The following is a 17,591-nucleotide window of genomic DNA, read 5'->3' as shown; positions in this document are numbered from 1 at the left end:
CACGAGGCGGGGCTTGAATTGCGATGGCGGGAAGTACGGGGCTCGAACCCGCGACCTCCGACGTGACAGGCCGGCGCTCTAACCAAACTGAGCTAACTCCCCATCACAGCTCGTTGCTGCGAGAGCTAGTATACACAGACTAGCTTCTGTTACGCAACAACTTTTTTGAGGTATTTTCGGCCGTCACCCCACGGCGTCCCCGTGGCTCCGCCACCGCGCAGGATGTCGCTCCCCTACAGCTGCAGAATCTCCAGCGAAAGAATCTCCCCGTCGCGGGCGAACAGCCGCGCCATCGTGGGACCCTTGTCGGTACGCGGATAGGTGGGCGAGCCCGGGTTCACAAGCACGAAGCACCCCATGGGCACAATCGTCGGCCTATGCGTGTGCCCGCACACGGCGATGTCGATCGAGCCCTGCGGCAGGTCCTCGCGGTAATGGCTCAGGGCAAAACGAAGGCCCTCGTAGGCAAAGACGGAGGTCTTCTTGACCTCCGGTCCGTAGTTGTAATACCAATCGTTGTTGCCGAGCACAGCCTTGATCGGCGCGATGGTCTCGAGCTCGGCGAAATCGCTCTCGGAGGTGATATCGCCCGCATGCACGATCAGGTCGGCGCCCTCGAGGGCCGCCAGCAGCCGCTCGGACAGATGCCCGTGCGTGTCGGAGATGATGTCGATCCGCTTCGCGCCCGTCAAATCCATCTCCATGCCTTCCTTGCCTTGCATCGTTCCCACGCGGGCCTGCCCGCCGAAACCATCGGCGCCCGCACGCTTCCTGCGCCCGCCCAGCAGGCGCTCAAACCATGCGCGTACTCCCGACGCCTCGGCAGCCACCGCGATCACTTCCTACAGGTTCAAAGCCTTCTTGAGCGGCACCACGCGACGGCGCGACACCGGGATGCGATCCTCCACACCTGTCACGCCGAGCTGGATGGCACCGGAGGCCGCCGTCTCGACATCCTCGACGCACGCCAGGTTGACGATATAGCGGCGATGCACGCGGAAGAACCCGAAATCGCCCAGCTTGGACTCGAACTGCGCGAGCGAGGTGGTCGACAGGAAGCGATCGTCCTCCGTGAAGATGCAGGAGTAATCGTCCTTGGCCATGATGTAGCGGATCTGGTCGACAGGAATCAGCACTTTGCGGCCGCCCTTTTCCACCGGAATCCGCTCGATGGGCGCTTTGTTCTCGGCCACGGGCTTCACGCGTGCGAGCACCTTGTTGATAGCCTGGTCCAGACGCGCTTCCTCCACCGGTTTAAGCAGATAATCGACGGCGTCGACATCGAACGCCTCGACAGCGTGGTCGCTGTAGGCGGTCACGAACACGATTGCGGGCGGGTTCTTGAGCTTATGCAGCGCCTCGGCGAGCTGAATCCCCGACGCACCGGGCATGGAGATGTCCAAGAACACGACATCGACCCGATTCTCCATCAGCATCTCGATGGCCGAGCGAACGCTCGAGGCCTCGGTGATGGAACCTATCTTGCCGGTCTGCTCCAGCAAGAAGCGCAGCTCGGATCGTGCCGGCGCCTCATCATCGACGATCATTGCACGTAGCATACGCGTGTAAACCCTTCCCGTAGTTCGCAATCGGTACCGGCGCAGTGTCGGCAGGCTGCGCACGCACCAGTATCTATTCTACATCTCTCGGGGCGAGAATGCTGTTTTCCAAGTCAAGCCGTAGCGAAATGGTCGTTCCCTGGTCCGGCACGGAGTTCACGCTCGCAGACGAGCGCGGCCCGTAAAACCGCGCGATGCGCTCCGAGATGTTGCGCATGGCGACACCGGCACCGCCGCCCTGCGGGGCATCGGTGCTCACGGCGTCGTTATCCAGGCTGAACAGACGCGACGCCGTCGATTCGTCCATGCCGACGCCGTCATCGGTCACCTCGATGAGCACGAAACCCTCCTCGGGCACGGTCACGCGGATCGCGATATGCAGCGCGCCCTCGTCGCGCATGCCGTGCCGAACAGCGTTTTCCACCAAAGGCTGAATGACGAACGACGGCACGAGCACGTCGCGCGCCTCGGGTGAGATATCGACCGTCTCCACGATGCGCTCCTCGCCGAAACGCGCCTTCTCGAACAGCAGGTAGCGGCTCGTCTGCTCCACCTCACGCGCCAGCGGGATCATGGAGCCGGAGTTCTCGAGCGTCGCACGGTAGAACATCGAGAACTCGCGCAGCAGGCTGCGGGCGCGCAGCGGGTCGGTACGCGTGAGCGCGGCGATGGTGTTCAGCGTGTTGAACAGGAAGTGCGGGTTGATCTGCGCCTGCAGCGCGCGGACCTCGGCGCGGGCGGTGAGCTCCTCCTGAAGCTCCAGCTCGTGGATGGCGAGCTGCGTGGAAAGCAGCTCGGCGAAGCCGGAGGCAAGAGCGTACTGTGTGCGGTTCACGTCGTGGCTGCGGCGGTAGTAGAACTTGAGCGTACCGACCGACTTGTCGCGCACCTTGAGCGGCACGATAATGCCCGCCGGGATGGAGCGGTGCTCGGTGCGCTCGCTTTTGATATCCACCATATGCGTGAACGACTGCGCCACGCCGTGCTCCAGCACGTAGCGCGTAGCGGGCGTGTGGATGGGCGAGCCGGAGGGGAAATCGCCCTCGAGCTCGCCCACGCAGGCAAGCACGAAGTTCTCGTCGGTCACCGCGATGGCCATGGCGCGCGTCTCGGGCAGAAGGCGGCAGCAGATGGCGCGGGCGCTCTCGGCGTTGAGGCCCGATTTCGCGATGTCGAGCAGCTCGGAGGCCGTGGAGAGCGCCTGCTCGGTGTACTGCGAGCGCAGGGTATCGGGGTTCAGGCACAGGTAGATGAAGGCCACGAGCAGCACGAACAGCAGCGCGCTGGCGATGACCGCCGCTTGGGCATCCAAGCCCTCGATGAGCGTGTAGGCGCAAAAAGCGACGAACCCCAGCGCGCACACGATGCAAAACACCCGAAAACCCGGCAGCGCGCCCGCGCGTGCCGTCATGCGATCGCTGTACTGCCTCAGCTTTCCCGCCATGTACAATCCTCCAGCATCTGGACCAGGTCCTGGTCGTTCCACAACCCATTCATGATACTGGGCCAGAAGCTCTGGAAGCGGATGTACTTCGATTTATTCTCGTTGGCGTAGCGCTCGGCCTCCTGGCGGCCGTGACGCCAGATGTGCATGTACCCCTCGCGTTCGCTGGTGAGCAGCATGCGGGCAAGCGCCGTCTTGCGCACGCGCTCGTCCAGCTCGTCGGAGAACCACGGGCCCGGATACGGCATGAGCGAGGCGGATGTCACCGGCGTGAGGTCGTGCTGACCGGCTGCGTAGCGCAGCTTGGCGCGCTCGTAGTACCAACGGTAGACGTTCTGCATGAAGCGCGGAGCGCGGTGCTCGCTATGCGGCGGCAGATGGCGCACGACCCATTCGTTGTCGAACCACACGTCCAGGCCGTTCATGCGCATGTTGAACAGGTAGTCGAGGTCCTCGCCGCGCGTGATCCACGGGTCGAAGGCCACGCGGGTGAAGGCCCGCGCGTGCAGGGCCAGGCAGCCGCCGCACACGTAGTTGGACCGCGAGATGCGCGTGCCCGCAAGCGCCCGGCGCATCCAGCGGTTGAACTCGATGCGCTTGGTCCACCAGCGGTGCGTGATATCAGCTTTGGAGGTGTCGGCGAGCGGCGAGCCCTCGCGGTTGTAGAAGTAGCCGCTCTTGGCCAGAATCGGCAAGCCCTGGCGGGTGAGCTGACCCATGGCGTAGAGGGCCTTCTGCATGAAGTCGGGGGCGAGCACCAGCTCGTCGTCATCGAGGAAGATGACGCAGTCGTGCGCCAGGATGTTCGCCACCGCGAGGCCCATGTTGCGGATGGCGCCGTATCCGCGCAGCGAGACCGGCTCGCCGGGCACCTTGGGTGCGATGTCGCTCACGCGGTCCCGAATGCGGGAGGCCTCGCGGTTGGTGACGATGGTGATGGTCAGCTCAGGGTGCGCGGCGGCGATCTTCTCCACGCGCTCGCGTGCGGCGTCCGTAGTGGCCAAAGGGCACACCACGAGCACGATAATCCGACAGAGGTTGCGCACCTGCTCGAGCGATGCCAGGCAGGTATCGAGCTCGGGCTTGGGGCTATGGAGGTCGGTGCTGTGGTCGTACGCACCGGGTGCCTGAACGGATGCGGCGTTTTCGGCCCAATAGGAGGGGATAACGATCGCAGGATTCATACACCCCCCTTTCCAATAACTTACGCAGAGTCTCGTGCGGAAAGGGTACCCGATTTACCCATCCGCCTTATCTGCTTGTACCCACCCCAGCGAGTTCTCGCTCGATGAAGGAGGATTTGACCAGCGAACGGTAGAGGGGGTGCCCCAGAACGTACATGATAACCGCTTCGCCCGCACCCGTCGTCACGAGACCGAACAGATACATGAGCGGCCACGAGCCGTCGAGCGAGATGGATGTGAACGGAATGGTGTAGAAGCCCACACCGGCAAGCAGAATGGGCAGGTACGCCGGTACGATGAGCGCGTTGGCGAGCACGGGGCCGGCAAGCGCCACGAGCGGATGCTTGCGCATCTTCCACGTGAACAGCGCTCCCAGAAACGTCGCGAGCGAGCCGAAGACCACGTCGAGCAGGCCAAGGGCGCCGGTGCCCGAAAGCACGATGTTGGCGATGTTGGCGATGGCGCACCCGAGCGTGAGACCGGGAATCGCCGCCGGCGTGATGAGCGCCAGCGCGCACAGGGCCTCCGAGACCCTGAACTGAATCGGTCCCCAGGCCAGGTTGCCCAAGAAGAGCATGGTCACCAGCGTGCAGGCCGCATACGTCGCGGCGATCACGCCCGCCCGGGCGATGTAGGTAGATTTCATTGAGGTCACCTTCTAAAGAACGGAGGGCTTTACTGATCGCAGCAAAGCCCTCCGAATCCCAGAAGCGTGGTGCAACGCGGCGCCTGGCGTCACGCCATTCCGCGGATGGTGGAGAGCTTTACTAGCATGACGAGGCCCACAACCAAGAGGATCCCGATGGAAAGCACTCCTAAAGAAGGATTCCCCGTGAGCCACGTCACGCTCGATACTAGCAGAGTTCCCATGACCGAGGCGTAGCGCCCGAAAATGTCAAAGAAGCCATAGTGCTCGTTCGCGCGCTCCTTGGGGATGAGCTTGCCGAAGTAGCTGCGCGAAAGCGCTTGGATGCCGCCCTGGAACAGACCGACGGCGATGGCGAGGATCCAGAACTCGAACGCCTCGTTCAAGAAGAAGGCGGCGAACAGCACGATGAGCACGTAGGCCGCCACCGCGATGGTGATCATGCGCAGCGTGCCGAACTTGCCGGCCATGCGGCCATAGGCGATGGCCGAGGGAAACGCCACGAACTGCGTGACGAGCAGCGCCAGGATGAGCTGCGTGGAGTCGATGCCGAGCGACGTGCCGTAGGTGGTGGACATGGAGATGACCGTATGCACGCCGTCGATATAGAAGAAGTACGCGAGCATGAACAGCAGCACGGGACGGTCGCCCAGGATCCTCTTGAACGTTGCGCGCAGGCCGGAGAAGGTCTTGGCGACCTCGGACGAGAAGCTCTCGCCCGGCGCGAGCTCCTTACCGTAGCGCTGACGGTACGTGCGCAGCAGCGGCACCGTGAAAGCGAGCCACCAGGCGCCGGTGATGACAAACGACAGGCGGGTGGCAAACATCATGTCGAGCCCCAGCAGGCTGGGCCCGAGCATGATGAGCGCGATGCACACGATGAAGGGGACGCATGAGCCCACGTATCCCCAGGCGTAGCCCAAGCTTGAGACGTTATCCATGCGCTCGTCGGTCGTGACATCGGGCAGCATCGCGTCGTAGAACGTCATGGACGAGTTGAGGCCGATCGTGCACAGCACGTAGACCACCAGAAATGGAAAGGCGCCCATGGGGATGGCCTGCGCCAGGCAGAGCACCAAGCCCGTGAGAAAGAATCCCAGGAAGAACTTGATCTTGTTGCCCGCGAAATCGGCGAGCGACCCCAGGATCGGCATGAGCAGCGCCACGACGAGCGACGAGATGGTCTGCGCGTTGCCCCAGGCGCTCACCAGCTCGACCGCCGACGCACCGGTGTTGATGGCATCGAAATAGATGGGCACAACGGAGGTGTTGAGCAGGACGAGAGCAGAATTGCCCACGTCGTACATAACCCAGTTGCGCTCGAGCTTGGTGAAGTTCATGGCATCCTTCCGCCGCCGGTTCATTCCGGTCTATGGTACGGCAGCGGAAGGGATGCGGTCGTAAGGTTTTTGTCAGGTGGCGCGGCGAGGCCGGCTACTCGGCGGCCGTGCACTCCTCGTCGGCGTCGAGCGTGCGGCCCGAATAGTTCAGACGGCGCGTGATCGCCTCGGCCTCGGCGCCCTTGATAAAGCGCTCGGCCGTGCTCGCATAGTCGTCGAGCGCACGGTCGAACACCTCGGGGAAGCTCTCGAACGACTGCTCCTCGGTAAACGGATTGGACCACGGCAGGTGCCTCAGGTTGCCCACGGCTGCCGGTGCCTCATCCGTCACGCGGTGCGCCAGCGAGGTGAGCAGCGAATAGTCTGCCGCGAAGCCCTCGACCATGCCCACCAGGCGGCTCGAGAGCGAACCTGCCGGCTCGACGACGCGATACGCCAGCTGCATGTCGGCAACGGCGCCGCCGTATTCCGCCGCGCCGACCTCAAGCCCGTAGACGCTGCGCGCAACGAAGCTCATGAGGGCGCCGGCGACCTTGTTCACGCGCTCGGTCGTCACGAGCTCGTTTGCCGGCGGGCAGTCGGCGCAGGTGGCGCCCGCGCGCTTTGCCTGCAGCATGAGCACATCGAGATCGCTCTCGATAACCGCATGCACCTTGCTGCCCGAACGCGCGAGGTCTGAATCCATACGCTGGATGCCCCACTGCTGGTCGTACACGAACGGATGCGCGTTGCGGTCGAGCACGTAGTGGGAGAGCATGCCGAGGGCGAACGCGCGCCCGATGGACGCATCGTGTGCCGGCAGGCTGCTCACGCCGTCGCGAAGCGCCGCGAACTGCCGCGAGATATGCGCGGCGTGCATGCGCTGGGCAAGCTTCATGCAGGAGCGCAGACGCGGCGTGCGCGCACGGAAGAAGAACGGATCGGGACCCTGGTTGGCAATCAGGAAGGCGATGCGCTCCTCGTCGGTGGTCACGATACCGGCAGGCAGACGCTCGACGCTCTCCTCACCGAACAGATGATGCGTAATCAGTGCAGGCATAGGGCACCTCTCGATATGCGGATATTCGTCTATCGCGGCTATTATGCCCATCTAGCGGCATCTCGATCGCGCGGATTCTTGCGCCGAGGGGCCTTTGCGCCCGAAATGCACGGCCGGCCGGCGCAGCTGAAAGCCGCCTGCCGGCCGTATTGGCCGCGTGCGCACGCCAACGCGGTAATATAGGGAATGCGAGCACTTTACCGCGGAAAGGAGGTCGTCTATGGAAGGCCCTCGCAGCGTGCGCCTGGCGTCCTCTCGACGTGCCTCTCCGCAGCCCTCTTCCTCGCCCGCATCAGGCGGCCCCGCACCGCGCCGCGACCAGCGGCGCAAGGACCTCGCTGCACCCAGCGGAAACCGAACCGGCGCCGTTCGCCAGCGTTCGCGCCGCGCGCCCGTGGTCCAGCCGCGCCGCGGCATCCTCGACAATATAGCCGGCTTTTTCGGCGCGCTTGTCGGCGCCGTACTGAACCTGTTCCAAGGGCGCGGCGGGTCGCGACGCATCCGCTCGAGCCGTCGATACGACCATCGAAACCCCCAGACGCTCCACAATACCTTCCGCTCGGGATCTGCCGCCTCGACCAGCAGCTCGCTGCGATCGCGCGACGGCGTGAACGGCCTGCGCCGGAGCACCGGACGCGGCAGCTCGGTGATCGGGCAGCCGCTCTCGCACTCCACTGTCCGCCTGAGTGGACGCGGACGTGGACGCGGGTACAGCGTGCGTGGGCGCGGAGGACGCCGGATCAGCTCGTCGCGCGTCGTCAGGCGCGGATACGCCCCGGCACCCGCACCTCTACGGCCGATGACCGTCGCGGTGGCGAGCATCGCCCTCGCCGCGCTGCTCTTTGTCGGATCGAGCATCGTCTCGACCATTCCGGCAGGCATGGACCCCGAAACCGAGACCCCCTTGCTCGATATCCCGCTGCTCAACCCCACGGACTTCACCGTGTCGACGCCCAAATCGGAGTGGAGCGCCGGTGAGATGCCGCATCTCTACCAAACCGACGTCAAGTGGGCGAGCCTCCCCTACGGCGGGAGCACCGTTGCCACCAATGCATGCGGCCCCACCGTCATGACCATGCTGTACGTGTACTTCACTGGCAACACCGACATGGATCCCGGCGATATGTCCACCTGGGCCGATCGCAACAATTACGCCCCCACCGGCGCTACGGAGTGGGCCTTTATGACCGATGCCGCGGCGGCATTCGGATTCTATGGCGAGATGGTTGCGCCCACGCGCTCCACGATCGAGGACGCGCTGCGCAGCGGCAACCCCGTTGTGTGCGTGGTCGACCCCGGCGACTTCACCGACGTCGGGCACTACATCATCCTCAAGAGCATCGATGACCGCGCCATGGTCGAGGTCTACGACCCCAACAGCCCCGAGCGCAGCGCCCGCAAGTGGGACATCGTGCGCGTGCTCAACCAGACCGACGTCGCCTGGATCTATTCGAACTCCTGACCCCTGGCGCGTTTGGGGACGTAGCCACAAGGTGCCATTGCGCCTGCGGCGCAGGCCGAGCCGCCCTTCCCGCCTGCGCTGTCTGCGCCGCTTACCCCGCGCCCGCTGCAGCGTCACCTGCGAGCCGCATAGAAAACCCCAGCGGCCGCTTTCGCGGCCGCCAGGGGAAAGGAGAGGAGAAAATTGCTCGATATGCGCCTGCGCGGCGCTATTCGTTACGCGTAGATGCGGGTACCGGAGAGGCCGGCCATGGTCTCGGCGGCCTTCTCGAGGGCGCCGATGATGCAGACGCGACCCTTGCGGCTGCGGGCGAACTTGATGGCAGCGCGGACCTTCGGCTCCATGGAGCCCTTGCCGAACTGGCCCTCGTCAGCGTACTTCTCGGCCTCGTCGGCAGAAATCTCCTCGAGGTCGGTCTGGTCGGGCTTGCCCCAGTTGATGGCAACGTGATCGACAGCGGTCAGCAGGAACAGGACATCGGCATCGCAGTCCTCGGCGAGCAGCTCGCCGCCCATGTCCTTGTCGATAACGGCGGCAACGCCCTTGTAGCAGCCCTTATCGCTGTAGTCGCGGACGACGGGGATGCCGCCGCCACCGCAGGCGATGACGATGAACTCGTTGTCGAGCAGGTTGAGGATGGAGTCGGCCTCGACGATCTTCTTGGGCTCGGGCGAGGCGACGACGCGACGCCAGCCGCGGCCGGAGTCATCGACGAAGGTCATGTCGGGGTTCTCGGCCATGAGCTGCTTGGCCTGCTCCTCGGTGTAGAACGGGCCGATGGGCTTCGTGGGGTTGGCGAACGCGGGATCGTCGGGATCGCACTCGATCTGGGTCACGACAGTGGCGGCGTGCCAGCGCTTATAGCGACGATGCATCTCGCGGCCGATGCCCTGCTGCAGGTGATAGCCGATGTAGCCCTGGCTCATGGCACCGCACTCGGGCAGGTCCATGGACGGGGTGCCGATGGCGTCGTGAGCGGCGGCGAAAGCGTTCTGAATCATACCGACCTGCGGGCCGTTGCCGTGGGTGATGATGATCTCGTTGCCCTGCTCGATGAGGCCGAGCAGCGCGTGCGCGGCGTGGTTGACGCGGTCGATCTGCTCGGCGGGCGTATCGCCGAGGGCATTGCCGCCAAGGGCGACGACGATGCGGTCAGGCTTGCCGAAAGGCTTAGACATAATGGCCCCTTTCCACTGTGGTGCGCGTGCTTCGACTGTGTGCCGCGCGGCCTTGCGTACTGCTCTGAGTATACTCATACGACCGTTTTTTATTCATTTGTTCGTCTGTTACCGGCGAACGGTACTTTTTCGCCGCCCAGCGTGATTTTTCGTGGTAATTACGAGAATCCACAGGTAAATAGACCAGTTTAAACCACCTATCATCCGCCCTAAACTCCTGCTGAATCCGAATATCAACTCCTGTAGACCTCTGTTTTTATGCATATGCATCGTTTCTAATACACCATGCACCAGCCGGGTAAAGCGTCCCCTGCGACTTTGCAAGCTTGGAGCCACCCCGGGCCTGGCCTCTCTGGGGACGTAGCCGGGAGGCGCCAGGGCGTGAAATCGGGACAGGGGTTATTTCACATGGGGCCCCGCGCGCAATCGCGGCCCCATGTGAAATAACCCCTGTCCCGATTTCACGCCCTGGCGCCTCCCGGCTACGTCCCCAGAGAGGCCAGGCCCGGCGGGTGCCCGAAAACATCTCCGTCCTGAATATGGACAAAAACGGTCCCTGCGGGGAATCCGACAGGGACCGTTTGGATGCGGAGTCTGTTGATGGCGCTAGTAGGCCAGGTGCATGCCCGGGGTCTTGAGCTCCGCCGCGCGCTTGACGTAGGCCGCACGCGCCTCGGGCTCGAACGCCAGCTGAACCTCGTCGGAGCAGGAGATCCGACCGATCAGCCAGGCGGTGAAATCCGGATTCAGCGGCAGCAGCGGGCCGATGATCCACGTGGCGATCAGGTTGTTGAGGCGGAAGCCCTCGAGCTTGCTCTGCTCGTTCAGGCCCCAGCCAACGCTGTCCTCGATGAAGAACGAATCGCCGTTATCGCCCTCCACCTGCGTGAACTGGATCTTGAATCCCACGACCTCGAGGGGCGCGGCGCCGGGAGCAGGCTCGAAGGAGCCCACCTGCACGCTCAGGTAGCGCGCGGAGGTATCGCGCTTGACGACGGCGTCGATAAGCCCCAGACCCTCGATGCGCGTACCGCGCGCGTCCTCGATCGCGCGGGCGAGCACCTCGGGCGCATTGCCCGTGAACAGCATGTGCACGCCCTCGTCCACAAGCTGCGCCAGGCGGTCGCGATACGGACGGAGCCGCTCGATGACCGTCTCCTGCTGGCGCTCCGTCATGCCGCACATGACGATGAGGTCAGGACGCGCATCGGCGAAATAGGGCACGTCGCCATGCGAGGTCTCGACGAAGGTGGCGTTCGGCAGGCAGGCGCGCAGGTACATGACGTTGCCGTTGTCACCCGCCTGGTTTCCGTACTCGGGGAACAGCACCTCGATCACCGGGCTGCCGGAGGCGGAAGCGGCGGCTGCGACGGGCGCGGTGGCGGCGACGGCACCGATGGAGGCACCCTTTTTGGTACCCTCCCCTGTCTCGATGCGTGCGATCAGGCGCTCGCGGCTCTTCTCGACGTCGGCACCGTTGAAGATGTCGTACGCCCAGAACACCGAGTCCGCGCGCGTGAGGTCGATGGCGTCGGCAGCCTCCTCGGGGGTCTTGACCATGTTGAGCTTCGCGGGATCCACACCGGCAAGACGCAGGCGAAGCAGCAGGTCCTCAGAGGTAACGCCCTGGACCACCACCTGCTTGATGGCCGGATCGGTCAGATACTCGAAATCGGACTGGTAGTACCAGCCGATGTACTCGGTGTTCACCGGGCTTTCAGCCTTATGCGCATCGGCGAGCATAAGGACCACGATCTTGTCGCCCGGCTCACGGCGGATGGTGTCGAGCGCCACCGACGTCGCCGTGCTGTTCTCGCCCTTCGAGGCAAGGGCGACGAGTCGCTTGCCGCCCACCTCCTGCTCGGCGTAGCGCGCGGCGGTCACGTTGATGCCGCGCTCGAGCGAAGCCGCGATCGCCTCAGGCGAAAGGCCGAGCTCGCGCGCCACCACGGTGGCCGCGAACAGGTTATACAGGTTGGTGATGGAGTACACGCCGAAGCGGTACGTATAGCTGGGCGCACCCGGAGCCGCGCACTCGCGCACCGTGAAGGTGTGCGCCTCGCGATCGACCGCCGTGACCAGGTAGCTCGGCTCGGGGTTGGTGAAGCCGCAGGAGGTGCAGTGCGCATGTCCCAGGTGGCGCAGGTGGCAGTAGTCGTACTCAAGCTTGCCGCCGCATTCGGGGCACGCGGTGAGGTCGCAGGCGATACCCTGCGGATCGGGCGTGTCCTCGGCCAGCGGACCGAGCGAGAAGTACACGCGACTCGCGTTCTGCGGGGCCAGGCGGCAGCTGATGAGGTCGTCGGCATTCAGGATGAGCTTGGTCTCGGGCGAGATGTGCTCACTCATGACCGAGAAGATGAAGTCGGGGTTGGCGTTGCGCGAGAACGAGTCGCGATACAGGTTCGTGACCAGGATGATCTCGGGCGTCACATAGGGAAGGACGCGGCGGAACGACAGCTCGTCGAGCTCCATGACCGCCGTGTTGACGCGCTGGCGACCGGAAAGGTCGGCGTTCTTGATGAACGTACTCTCCACGCCCGTGAGGATATTGCCGCCGGCGCGGTTGTCGATGAGCCCGACGTTGTTGTCGGCAAGAAGGTCGTTCAACAGGTTGTTCGTGGTGGTCTTGCCGTTCGTGCCCGACACGAACACGATGTGCTCCGGCTTTCCGATATGCGAGATGAACGCCGGATCGATGGCCTCGGCGATCACGCCCGGCATCTGGCCGGCATTGCGGTGCAGCAGCTTGAGGCCAGAGGCGGCGGCCTTTGACACCGCCATGGCAAGATGGAAACGGGGGCCGCGACGGCCCGAGGCGGCAGTGCTCACTGCGAAACTCCCCTTCCGTTGAAATGCATGTCAAGCAGCTTATTATACGGTACGCGCCACATGACCCCAGAGCCTTCACGAGCTTCGCAGCCGCTCGTCACAACTGGAGCCCCGCCGAGCTACGAACGTCCGCTGCGATGGCGGCGGCGCGACCGCCCGCCGAAGTTCAACCAGCCGCGGCGACAGAAGAACACGATCTCGATAACCGCGATCACGAGACAGACGACCACGACGGCCGGATAGCCCCACGACTCGCGTGTAAGGCCCATGTTCGGGAAGTTCATACCGTACCAGCTTGTGATGAACGTCAGCGGCATGAAGATGGTTGCGATCACCGTGAGCCACTGCATCACGGTATTCTGGCGGATGTCGATACCCTCTTGGTACAGGCTGTTCAACTGCAGACTGTAGTCCTGCAGCGATTCAAGCCGCGCGGCGAGTCGATCGAGCTGGCGGCCAAGCGACCGAAAGCGCAGGCGGTCGCCGTCCGTCACGAGGTCCCCGGCCTCCTCAGCCAATTCCGCCGCGATGTCCGACATGCCCTGATAGAGCGAGTCGAGCCCCAGCATCCGTCGTATGTCGGCCATCATCTTCCGGCGGTCGACGCGCATGCGTCCCTCGAGCAGTCGCTCCTCCAACACCTCGAGATCGCGACGGACCTCGGAGAGCGCAGCGGGGTGGTCGCGCACGGTATACCGCATGAGCGCGCACAGCACGCCCGCAGCGCCCTGCCAAGGCAGCCCCTCGTGCTCCAGCGCCTCGAGAGCACGGGCGCACGCCTCGGATGCGCCGACGAGACGGATGCGGTCGCGCTCGAGCAGAAACCCCATGCGCTCGACCGGCGCCGCGCGGCACTCCGACGCAGGCGCAGCGATAACGCCCACCGCGCTTCCAGCCATCCGCTCCACGAAGGGAATCGACGCATGCGGCATCTGCCGCAGTACCTCGCGCGTGTCGTGGCCTGCCCCCTCGAGCGAAAGCTCGTCCGCTTCCATGACCTCGATGCATACGCAGGGGCCTTCATGGGTTCCGGGCTCCCCTTCAACCAGATGGCCGTTTTCGATATGCCAGATACGCATGGGCAGCGCCTCCTCGCTCGTCGAAGACGTTGTACCCAACGCCCGCGGGTTATTCCCGACTTCAGGAGGCTTCTCGGACCGATGCCGGCTCCGCGGCGCTACCCGGGTCGTAGCCATATCGCTCCATCTGCTGCGCCACAAGAAGCTGGCGCGCCGTGGCCGCATCGGAATTGGCGGCAAAGTAGTTCGGCGCGTTGAGAAAGCCCGCCATGAACGCGCACTCGCCATCGCTCATGTCAGCGGGCGCGCAGTCCAGATATCCCCAGCTCGCCTGGCCGATGCCCGTGTAGCCATCGCCGTAATAGGACGAATTCACATAGAGCTCCAATATCTCGACCTTGCTATACGCCGCCTCGAGATCCCATGCCATGAAGACCTCAGCGACCTTGCGCTCAAAGCGCTTCTCCTGCGTGAAGAAGAGGTTGCGCGCGGTCTGCTGCGTGATGGTGCTGCCCCCTTCAGCCAAGCTCAGCGTTGCGATATCGGTCAGCGCGGCGCGCCCGATGGCAATCAGATCGATGCCGCCGTGCGTATAGAAGCGATGGTCCTCGATGGCAACCACGGCATCGAGATAGCGCTGCGGAAGGTCGTCCGCTGTCGTGTAGCCGGGCGTTTCCCGCAGATCGGCGACCGCCTGCTCGAGGCTGGTGTCCGAAAGGGCGTCGCGGTACATGACGTAGCCGCCCCAAACCGTATGCGCACACCACAGCAGCGCGGCGGCAAGCAGCGCGAGCAGCGCATATCGAACGATGCGCACAGCCGTCTTCATGGAGCACCTCCTCAGGCGATATTGTCCCCCGAGAAGGCAGGTTCCGCGAGATCAAGCTCAACAGGATTCACGAACAGTTTTGCAACATTCGAAGCCGCGAAGGGTCTTGAGTCCGCAGCGCGCTGGCTACCTACTGGCGCCGCAACCACGGCAAGCTCTGGACGACGTCTTCGCCGAGGCGACGCATAGCAATGTTCGCGAGGTCGCCGAGCGCGCGAGCCAGCGTATCGCGCGTATCGGCATCAAGTCGCTGCGAGACCTCGATCATGTTGCCGATCACGTCCTGTCCCGGCGCGAGGACGTCGAGCACATCGGTTGCCCCGCTTGCTACAACCGCTTCGCTTACGGCCTCGACAACCCGCCTGCGGCGCGCGTCGTCCATACCGGAGAGCCATTCCGCCGTCACATCGCGCAGCGCGCGGGAGGAATCGCTCAGCCTTCCTGCAGACACAAACGCGCCGCCCTCGATCTCCCAGGTAAACGCACTGTGCTGCTCGACACCCGAAGCCGTGCTGCGCACCACCATGGGCTCGAGGGGGCACTCGAGCAGCATGCCGATCGTCGATTCCTCGGGGACGATCCGCGATGCCCGGTCGCCCAGGCGGGCGTAATCCTCCTCCGTAAAGCAACCTTCTTTGAAGCCCGGTGCATCGAGCGCCCATAGGTGATCGATGCGGCCCCGCACGGTATCCCTGCAGGTAAGTGCCGCGTACAGCGCCAGATTGCCACCCTTGGAGTGGCCGCCGACCAGCAATCGCTGCGGCAGATGGGAGGCTGCTTGCTCCAGATATGTGCGCGCCAGGCGCTGCGCTCCCGTCTCGGGGCAATATGCCATGTCGAGGTTCTCGCGCCAGCCTGCAAGCGATATATCGGTGCCGCCAAACGCGACGAACGCAAACGCATCGCGCCACACGTAGGTCGTTGCCATGAACTGCGTGCAGGCCGCCTCGTCGACCACGCGTTGGAAGCCGCAGATCGCAAGGTCGCGGAAACGCGGGCTCGCGATGAGGGCGAACAGGCACCGCTTGATGTCATGGGGGACCAGGCCGGTGAACATGCCGTCGAAACGCTCTGCGCGGGCGAAATCGACAAAGCGGGCCGACGGGAGCTGTGGAGCGAGAAATGCCGACAGGCGATCAAGCAGGCCGGAGGGTGCCGACGGAAACGAAGGCACGATCCCCGTGCCGTTGAGCATGGCTGCCTGCGAGAGCACCGCGGCGTCCACGGCGCCGAATGGCTTCTCGTCAAACGTGGCGAACTCGGATTCGAGGTATTCGATGATGGAGGACATGGGCAGCTTCCCCTTAACAGATGGGTCATAGCCCTTGTACCCATGTCCACTTTCAGGACGGAGATATTTTGGGACATCCACGGGCGCGGCTCCCTTGAGGCGTCCCGGTCGCTGCACGTGCGCTCCCAGGCATCGGCTGTGCGCTTTGGGAACACTGGTAGCGCTTGGCCGTGCGCTTAAGGAACGTCGTGGACCCTCAATGTGTTCCTATAGCGCACAGTCAGGCAGCGTGGGATGTTCCGAAAACGCACAGGGTGTATCCCGACAGGGACGACGTCCACCTTCAGGGCGGAGATGTTTTGGCCGCCCATGGGGACTTGGCCTCTCTGGGGACGTAGCCGGAAGGCGCCAAGTGCCTGCGTGCACTTGGCGCCTTCCGGCTACGTCCCCAGAGAGGCCAAGTCCCCGCGAGGGGCCCGGATATGAAAAAGGCTCCATCGCTGGAGCCTTCGAGTTCTTTTTGCGGGCGAAAGGACTTCGCGCCGCTGCGCGGCGCATTCGCTACGGCGCCTGACGGCGCCTTGCGCGCTTCGTGGCCAACGGCGTACGCCGTTGGCTCCACTCCGCGCCTTCTCAGGTTCAAGTCCCCGCGAGGGGCCCGGATATGAAAAAGGCTCCATCGCTGGAGCCTTCGAGTTCTTATGGTGCGGGCGAAAGGACTTGAACCTTCACGGGGTTGCCCCCATATGGACCTGAACCATACGCGTCTGCCAATTCCGCCACGCCCGCGTGCTGTTCTAGTCTAGCAAATCGCAGACCGAGTGCAAGGACAAATTTCAGAATCTTTCGATTCGGCTAAGGCGGCGTCACCGCGCGCTCAGCCAACCGCTAGTCGGTCGTCAGGTGAACTGCAAAGCCGCCGATTTCGCGGTCGAAGTACACCAGACGCGTCGAGCCGTCCTCAGTGAACTTGCGGGAGCTCTCGTCGATATGCAGCCCGCGCTCGGCGAACCAAGCAACGGCAGCCTCGAGGTCATCGACATGAAAACCGATGTGGCCGCAGGTGCCGCGGCCGTTCTCCTTCATGGTCTCGACCAGCGTGCCCGAGAACACGGACGCCGGGGTATCGCGCGCAGGCAGGCCCATCAGCACCGAGAAGTCCTCGGCAATCTGCGCTGCCTCCTCGGGATTCTTCGCGTTGATGCCCACATGGGCAACGTACATGCCGAACAGCTCGACCGGGTTATCGCTTTGCGCCATAGGACGCTCCTCTCTCGCCGCGCAGAACCGAGGGTCGCGCGCAGCTTACCGTGCCATCAGATGCAGGATCTGCTTCTCGGAATCCGCCTTCCCCTTGCCGGTGAGAAACGGAACACCGCTTACATAATCGCATGTTATGCCCTTGGGCGCGATGGTCGTGGCGATAAGAAAGTCAGCATCTGCACACAGCGAAGGAGCGTCCGCCATGCTGCAGCGGTTCATAACGTATGCGTCGGCATAGCCGTTCTCGTCGAGCAGATCGGCTACCAGGCGGGCAACGATCGCCGATGTCACGACACCGGACCCGCACGAAACGACGATCTTCTTCATGAGACACCTTTCAAGATGCAGGCAGTTTGTCACATGATAGACGGCGGCTCTTGCGGCACGACTCCCATCGGAGGTGTTTTCCGCCAGCGGCGGGGACGGCACCGTGCAGACGGTCGGCTGCGGTGCCCAAAAACCGAAGGGCCCCGCAGCCGGGACCCGTCATAACCTGGTAGGGGCAGTGGGACTCGCCGTCGCCTGCGGCGCCGGCGGCTTCGGGCGCTGCGCGCCCTCGCGCGCT

15 protein-coding genes and 2 tRNA genes are annotated in these 17,591 nt (G+C 64.1%); 1 reads left to right on the top strand and 16 read right to left on the bottom strand.

What is annotated here, in order from left to right; all coding sequences use genetic code 11:
• Window positions 1-24: 24 nt before the first annotated feature.
• From H6A16_RS10170 to H6A16_RS10135, 8 genes are all read right to left on the bottom strand, one after another.
• Window positions 25-102: transfer RNA gene (locus tag H6A16_RS10170), tRNA-Asp, on the bottom strand.
• A gap of 131 nt (window positions 103-233) precedes the next feature.
• A complete protein-coding gene (locus H6A16_RS10165; RefSeq protein WP_204618826.1) occupies window positions 234-698 on the bottom strand; it encodes a metallophosphoesterase family protein in 465 nt (154 codons plus the stop codon).
• Window positions 699-842: 144 nt separating this feature from the next.
• Window positions 843-1,559: a LytR/AlgR family response regulator transcription factor gene (locus H6A16_RS10160; RefSeq protein WP_204618824.1), complete on the bottom strand. Its 717-nt coding sequence runs from the start codon at window positions 1,557-1,559 to the stop codon at window positions 843-845.
• A 73-nt stretch (window positions 1,560-1,632) separates the two neighbouring features.
• Window positions 1,633-3,003, bottom strand: coding sequence for a histidine kinase (locus H6A16_RS10155; protein ID WP_239458335.1), 1,371 nt, complete (start codon window positions 3,001-3,003; stop codon window positions 1,633-1,635).
• Entirely contained in the window at window positions 2,988-4,187 is a 1,200-nt protein-coding gene (locus tag H6A16_RS10150; protein WP_204618822.1) for a glycosyltransferase family 2 protein, read from the bottom strand. Before H6A16_RS10150 ends, H6A16_RS10155 begins: the two co-directional genes overlap by 16 nt.
• A 67-nt stretch (window positions 4,188-4,254) precedes the next feature.
• Window positions 4,255-4,833 (bottom strand): QueT transporter family protein, encoded by a 579-nt coding sequence (locus H6A16_RS10145; protein WP_204618820.1) that lies wholly within the window; start codon window positions 4,831-4,833, stop codon window positions 4,255-4,257.
• Between the two features lie 89 nt (window positions 4,834-4,922).
• Complete coding sequence (locus H6A16_RS10140; RefSeq protein WP_204618818.1) at window positions 4,923-6,173, bottom strand: MFS transporter; 1,251 nt, start codon at window positions 6,171-6,173, stop codon at window positions 4,923-4,925.
• A 94-nt stretch (window positions 6,174-6,267) separates the two neighbouring features.
• Entirely contained in the window at window positions 6,268-7,212 is a 945-nt protein-coding gene (locus H6A16_RS10135; RefSeq protein ID WP_204618816.1) for a zinc dependent phospholipase C family protein, read from the bottom strand.
• A 220-nt stretch (window positions 7,213-7,432) separates the two neighbouring features.
• Here H6A16_RS10135 and H6A16_RS10850 point away from each other — a divergent pair, with 220 nt between their 5' ends.
• Window positions 7,433-8,674 carry a C39 family peptidase gene (locus H6A16_RS10850; RefSeq protein ID WP_239458334.1) on the top strand — a complete coding sequence of 414 codons (1,242 nt, stop codon included), beginning with the start codon at window positions 7,433-7,435 and terminating at the stop codon, window positions 8,672-8,674.
• 215 nt (window positions 8,675-8,889) lie between these two features.
• Here the strand turns inward: H6A16_RS10850 and arcC are convergent, their stop codons facing one another.
• The 8 genes from arcC to H6A16_RS10085 all read right to left on the bottom strand — a co-directional run bounded on the left by arcC (window position 8,890) and on the right by H6A16_RS10085 (window position 17,353).
• Window positions 8,890-9,852, bottom strand: coding sequence for a carbamate kinase (arcC, locus tag H6A16_RS10125; RefSeq protein ID WP_204618813.1), 963 nt, complete (start codon window positions 9,850-9,852; stop codon window positions 8,890-8,892).
• A 606-nt stretch (window positions 9,853-10,458) separates the two neighbouring features.
• Complete coding sequence (locus H6A16_RS10845) at window positions 10,459-12,684, bottom strand: MurT ligase domain-containing protein (RefSeq protein WP_342589753.1); 2,226 nt, start codon at window positions 12,682-12,684, stop codon at window positions 10,459-10,461.
• Window positions 12,685-12,803: 119 nt separating this feature from the next.
• A complete protein-coding gene (locus tag H6A16_RS10110; protein ID WP_204618811.1) occupies window positions 12,804-13,763 on the bottom strand; it encodes a CorA family divalent cation transporter in 960 nt (319 codons plus the stop codon).
• A 61-nt stretch (window positions 13,764-13,824) separates the two neighbouring features.
• Entirely contained in the window at window positions 13,825-14,532 is a 708-nt protein-coding gene (locus H6A16_RS10105; protein ID WP_204618809.1) for a biosynthetic peptidoglycan transglycosylase, read from the bottom strand.
• Window positions 14,533-14,662: 130 nt separating this feature from the next.
• Entirely contained in the window at window positions 14,663-15,823 is a 1,161-nt protein-coding gene (locus H6A16_RS10100; RefSeq protein ID WP_204618807.1) for an Mbeg1-like protein, read from the bottom strand.
• Window positions 15,824-16,465: 642 nt separating this feature from the next.
• Window positions 16,466-16,552: transfer RNA gene (locus H6A16_RS10095), tRNA-Leu, on the bottom strand.
• A 99-nt stretch (window positions 16,553-16,651) separates the two neighbouring features.
• Window positions 16,652-17,023, bottom strand: a complete 372-nt coding sequence (locus tag H6A16_RS10090; RefSeq protein WP_204618805.1) for a VOC family protein — start codon at window positions 17,021-17,023, stop codon at window positions 16,652-16,654.
• Between the two features lie 45 nt (window positions 17,024-17,068).
• Complete coding sequence (locus H6A16_RS10085; RefSeq protein WP_204618803.1) at window positions 17,069-17,353, bottom strand: PTS sugar transporter subunit IIB; 285 nt, start codon at window positions 17,351-17,353, stop codon at window positions 17,069-17,071.
• Window positions 17,354-17,591 lie beyond the last annotated feature (238 nt).

The organism is Collinsella tanakaei, from assembly GCF_016900375.1.
In the GTDB taxonomy this organism is placed as follows: Bacteria; Actinomycetota; Coriobacteriia; order Coriobacteriales; family Coriobacteriaceae; genus Collinsella.
This window is presented reverse-complemented; position numbering and strand designations above follow the sequence as displayed.

What these genes read in the sequence shown, in the direction of transcription:
- H6A16_RS10150 (WP_204618822.1), bottom strand. Translation starts at nt 4,187, where the DNA reads ATGAATCCTGCGATCGTTATCCCCTCCTATTGGGCCGAAAACGCCGCA.
- H6A16_RS10135 (WP_204618816.1), bottom strand. Translation starts at nt 7,212, where the DNA reads ATGCCTGCACTGATTACGCATCATCTGTTCGGTGAGGAGAGCGTCGAG.
- H6A16_RS10165 (WP_204618826.1), bottom strand. Translation starts at nt 698, where the DNA reads ATGGATTTGACGGGCGCGAAGCGGATCGACATCATCTCCGACACGCAC.
- H6A16_RS10160 (WP_204618824.1), bottom strand. Translation starts at nt 1,559, where the DNA reads ATGCTACGTGCAATGATCGTCGATGATGAGGCGCCGGCACGATCCGAG.
- H6A16_RS10105 (WP_204618809.1), bottom strand. Translation starts at nt 14,532, where the DNA reads ATGAAGACGGCTGTGCGCATCGTTCGATATGCGCTGCTCGCGCTGCTT.
- H6A16_RS10850 (WP_239458334.1), top strand. Translation starts at nt 7,433, where the DNA reads ATGGAAGGCCCTCGCAGCGTGCGCCTGGCGTCCTCTCGACGTGCCTCT.
- H6A16_RS10110 (WP_204618811.1), bottom strand. Translation starts at nt 13,763, where the DNA reads ATGCGTATCTGGCATATCGAAAACGGCCATCTGGTTGAAGGGGAGCCC.
- H6A16_RS10155 (WP_239458335.1), bottom strand. Translation starts at nt 3,003, where the DNA reads ATGGCGGGAAAGCTGAGGCAGTACAGCGATCGCATGACGGCACGCGCG.
- H6A16_RS10140 (WP_204618818.1), bottom strand. Translation starts at nt 6,173, where the DNA reads ATGAACTTCACCAAGCTCGAGCGCAACTGGGTTATGTACGACGTGGGC.
- H6A16_RS10090 (WP_204618805.1), bottom strand. Translation starts at nt 17,023, where the DNA reads ATGGCGCAAAGCGATAACCCGGTCGAGCTGTTCGGCATGTACGTTGCC.
- H6A16_RS10100 (WP_204618807.1), bottom strand. Translation starts at nt 15,823, where the DNA reads ATGTCCTCCATCATCGAATACCTCGAATCCGAGTTCGCCACGTTTGAC.
- H6A16_RS10145 (WP_204618820.1), bottom strand. Translation starts at nt 4,833, where the DNA reads ATGAAATCTACCTACATCGCCCGGGCGGGCGTGATCGCCGCGACGTAT.
- arcC (WP_204618813.1), bottom strand. Translation starts at nt 9,852, where the DNA reads ATGTCTAAGCCTTTCGGCAAGCCTGACCGCATCGTCGTCGCCCTTGGC.
- H6A16_RS10085 (WP_204618803.1), bottom strand. Translation starts at nt 17,353, where the DNA reads ATGAAGAAGATCGTCGTTTCGTGCGGGTCCGGTGTCGTGACATCGGCG.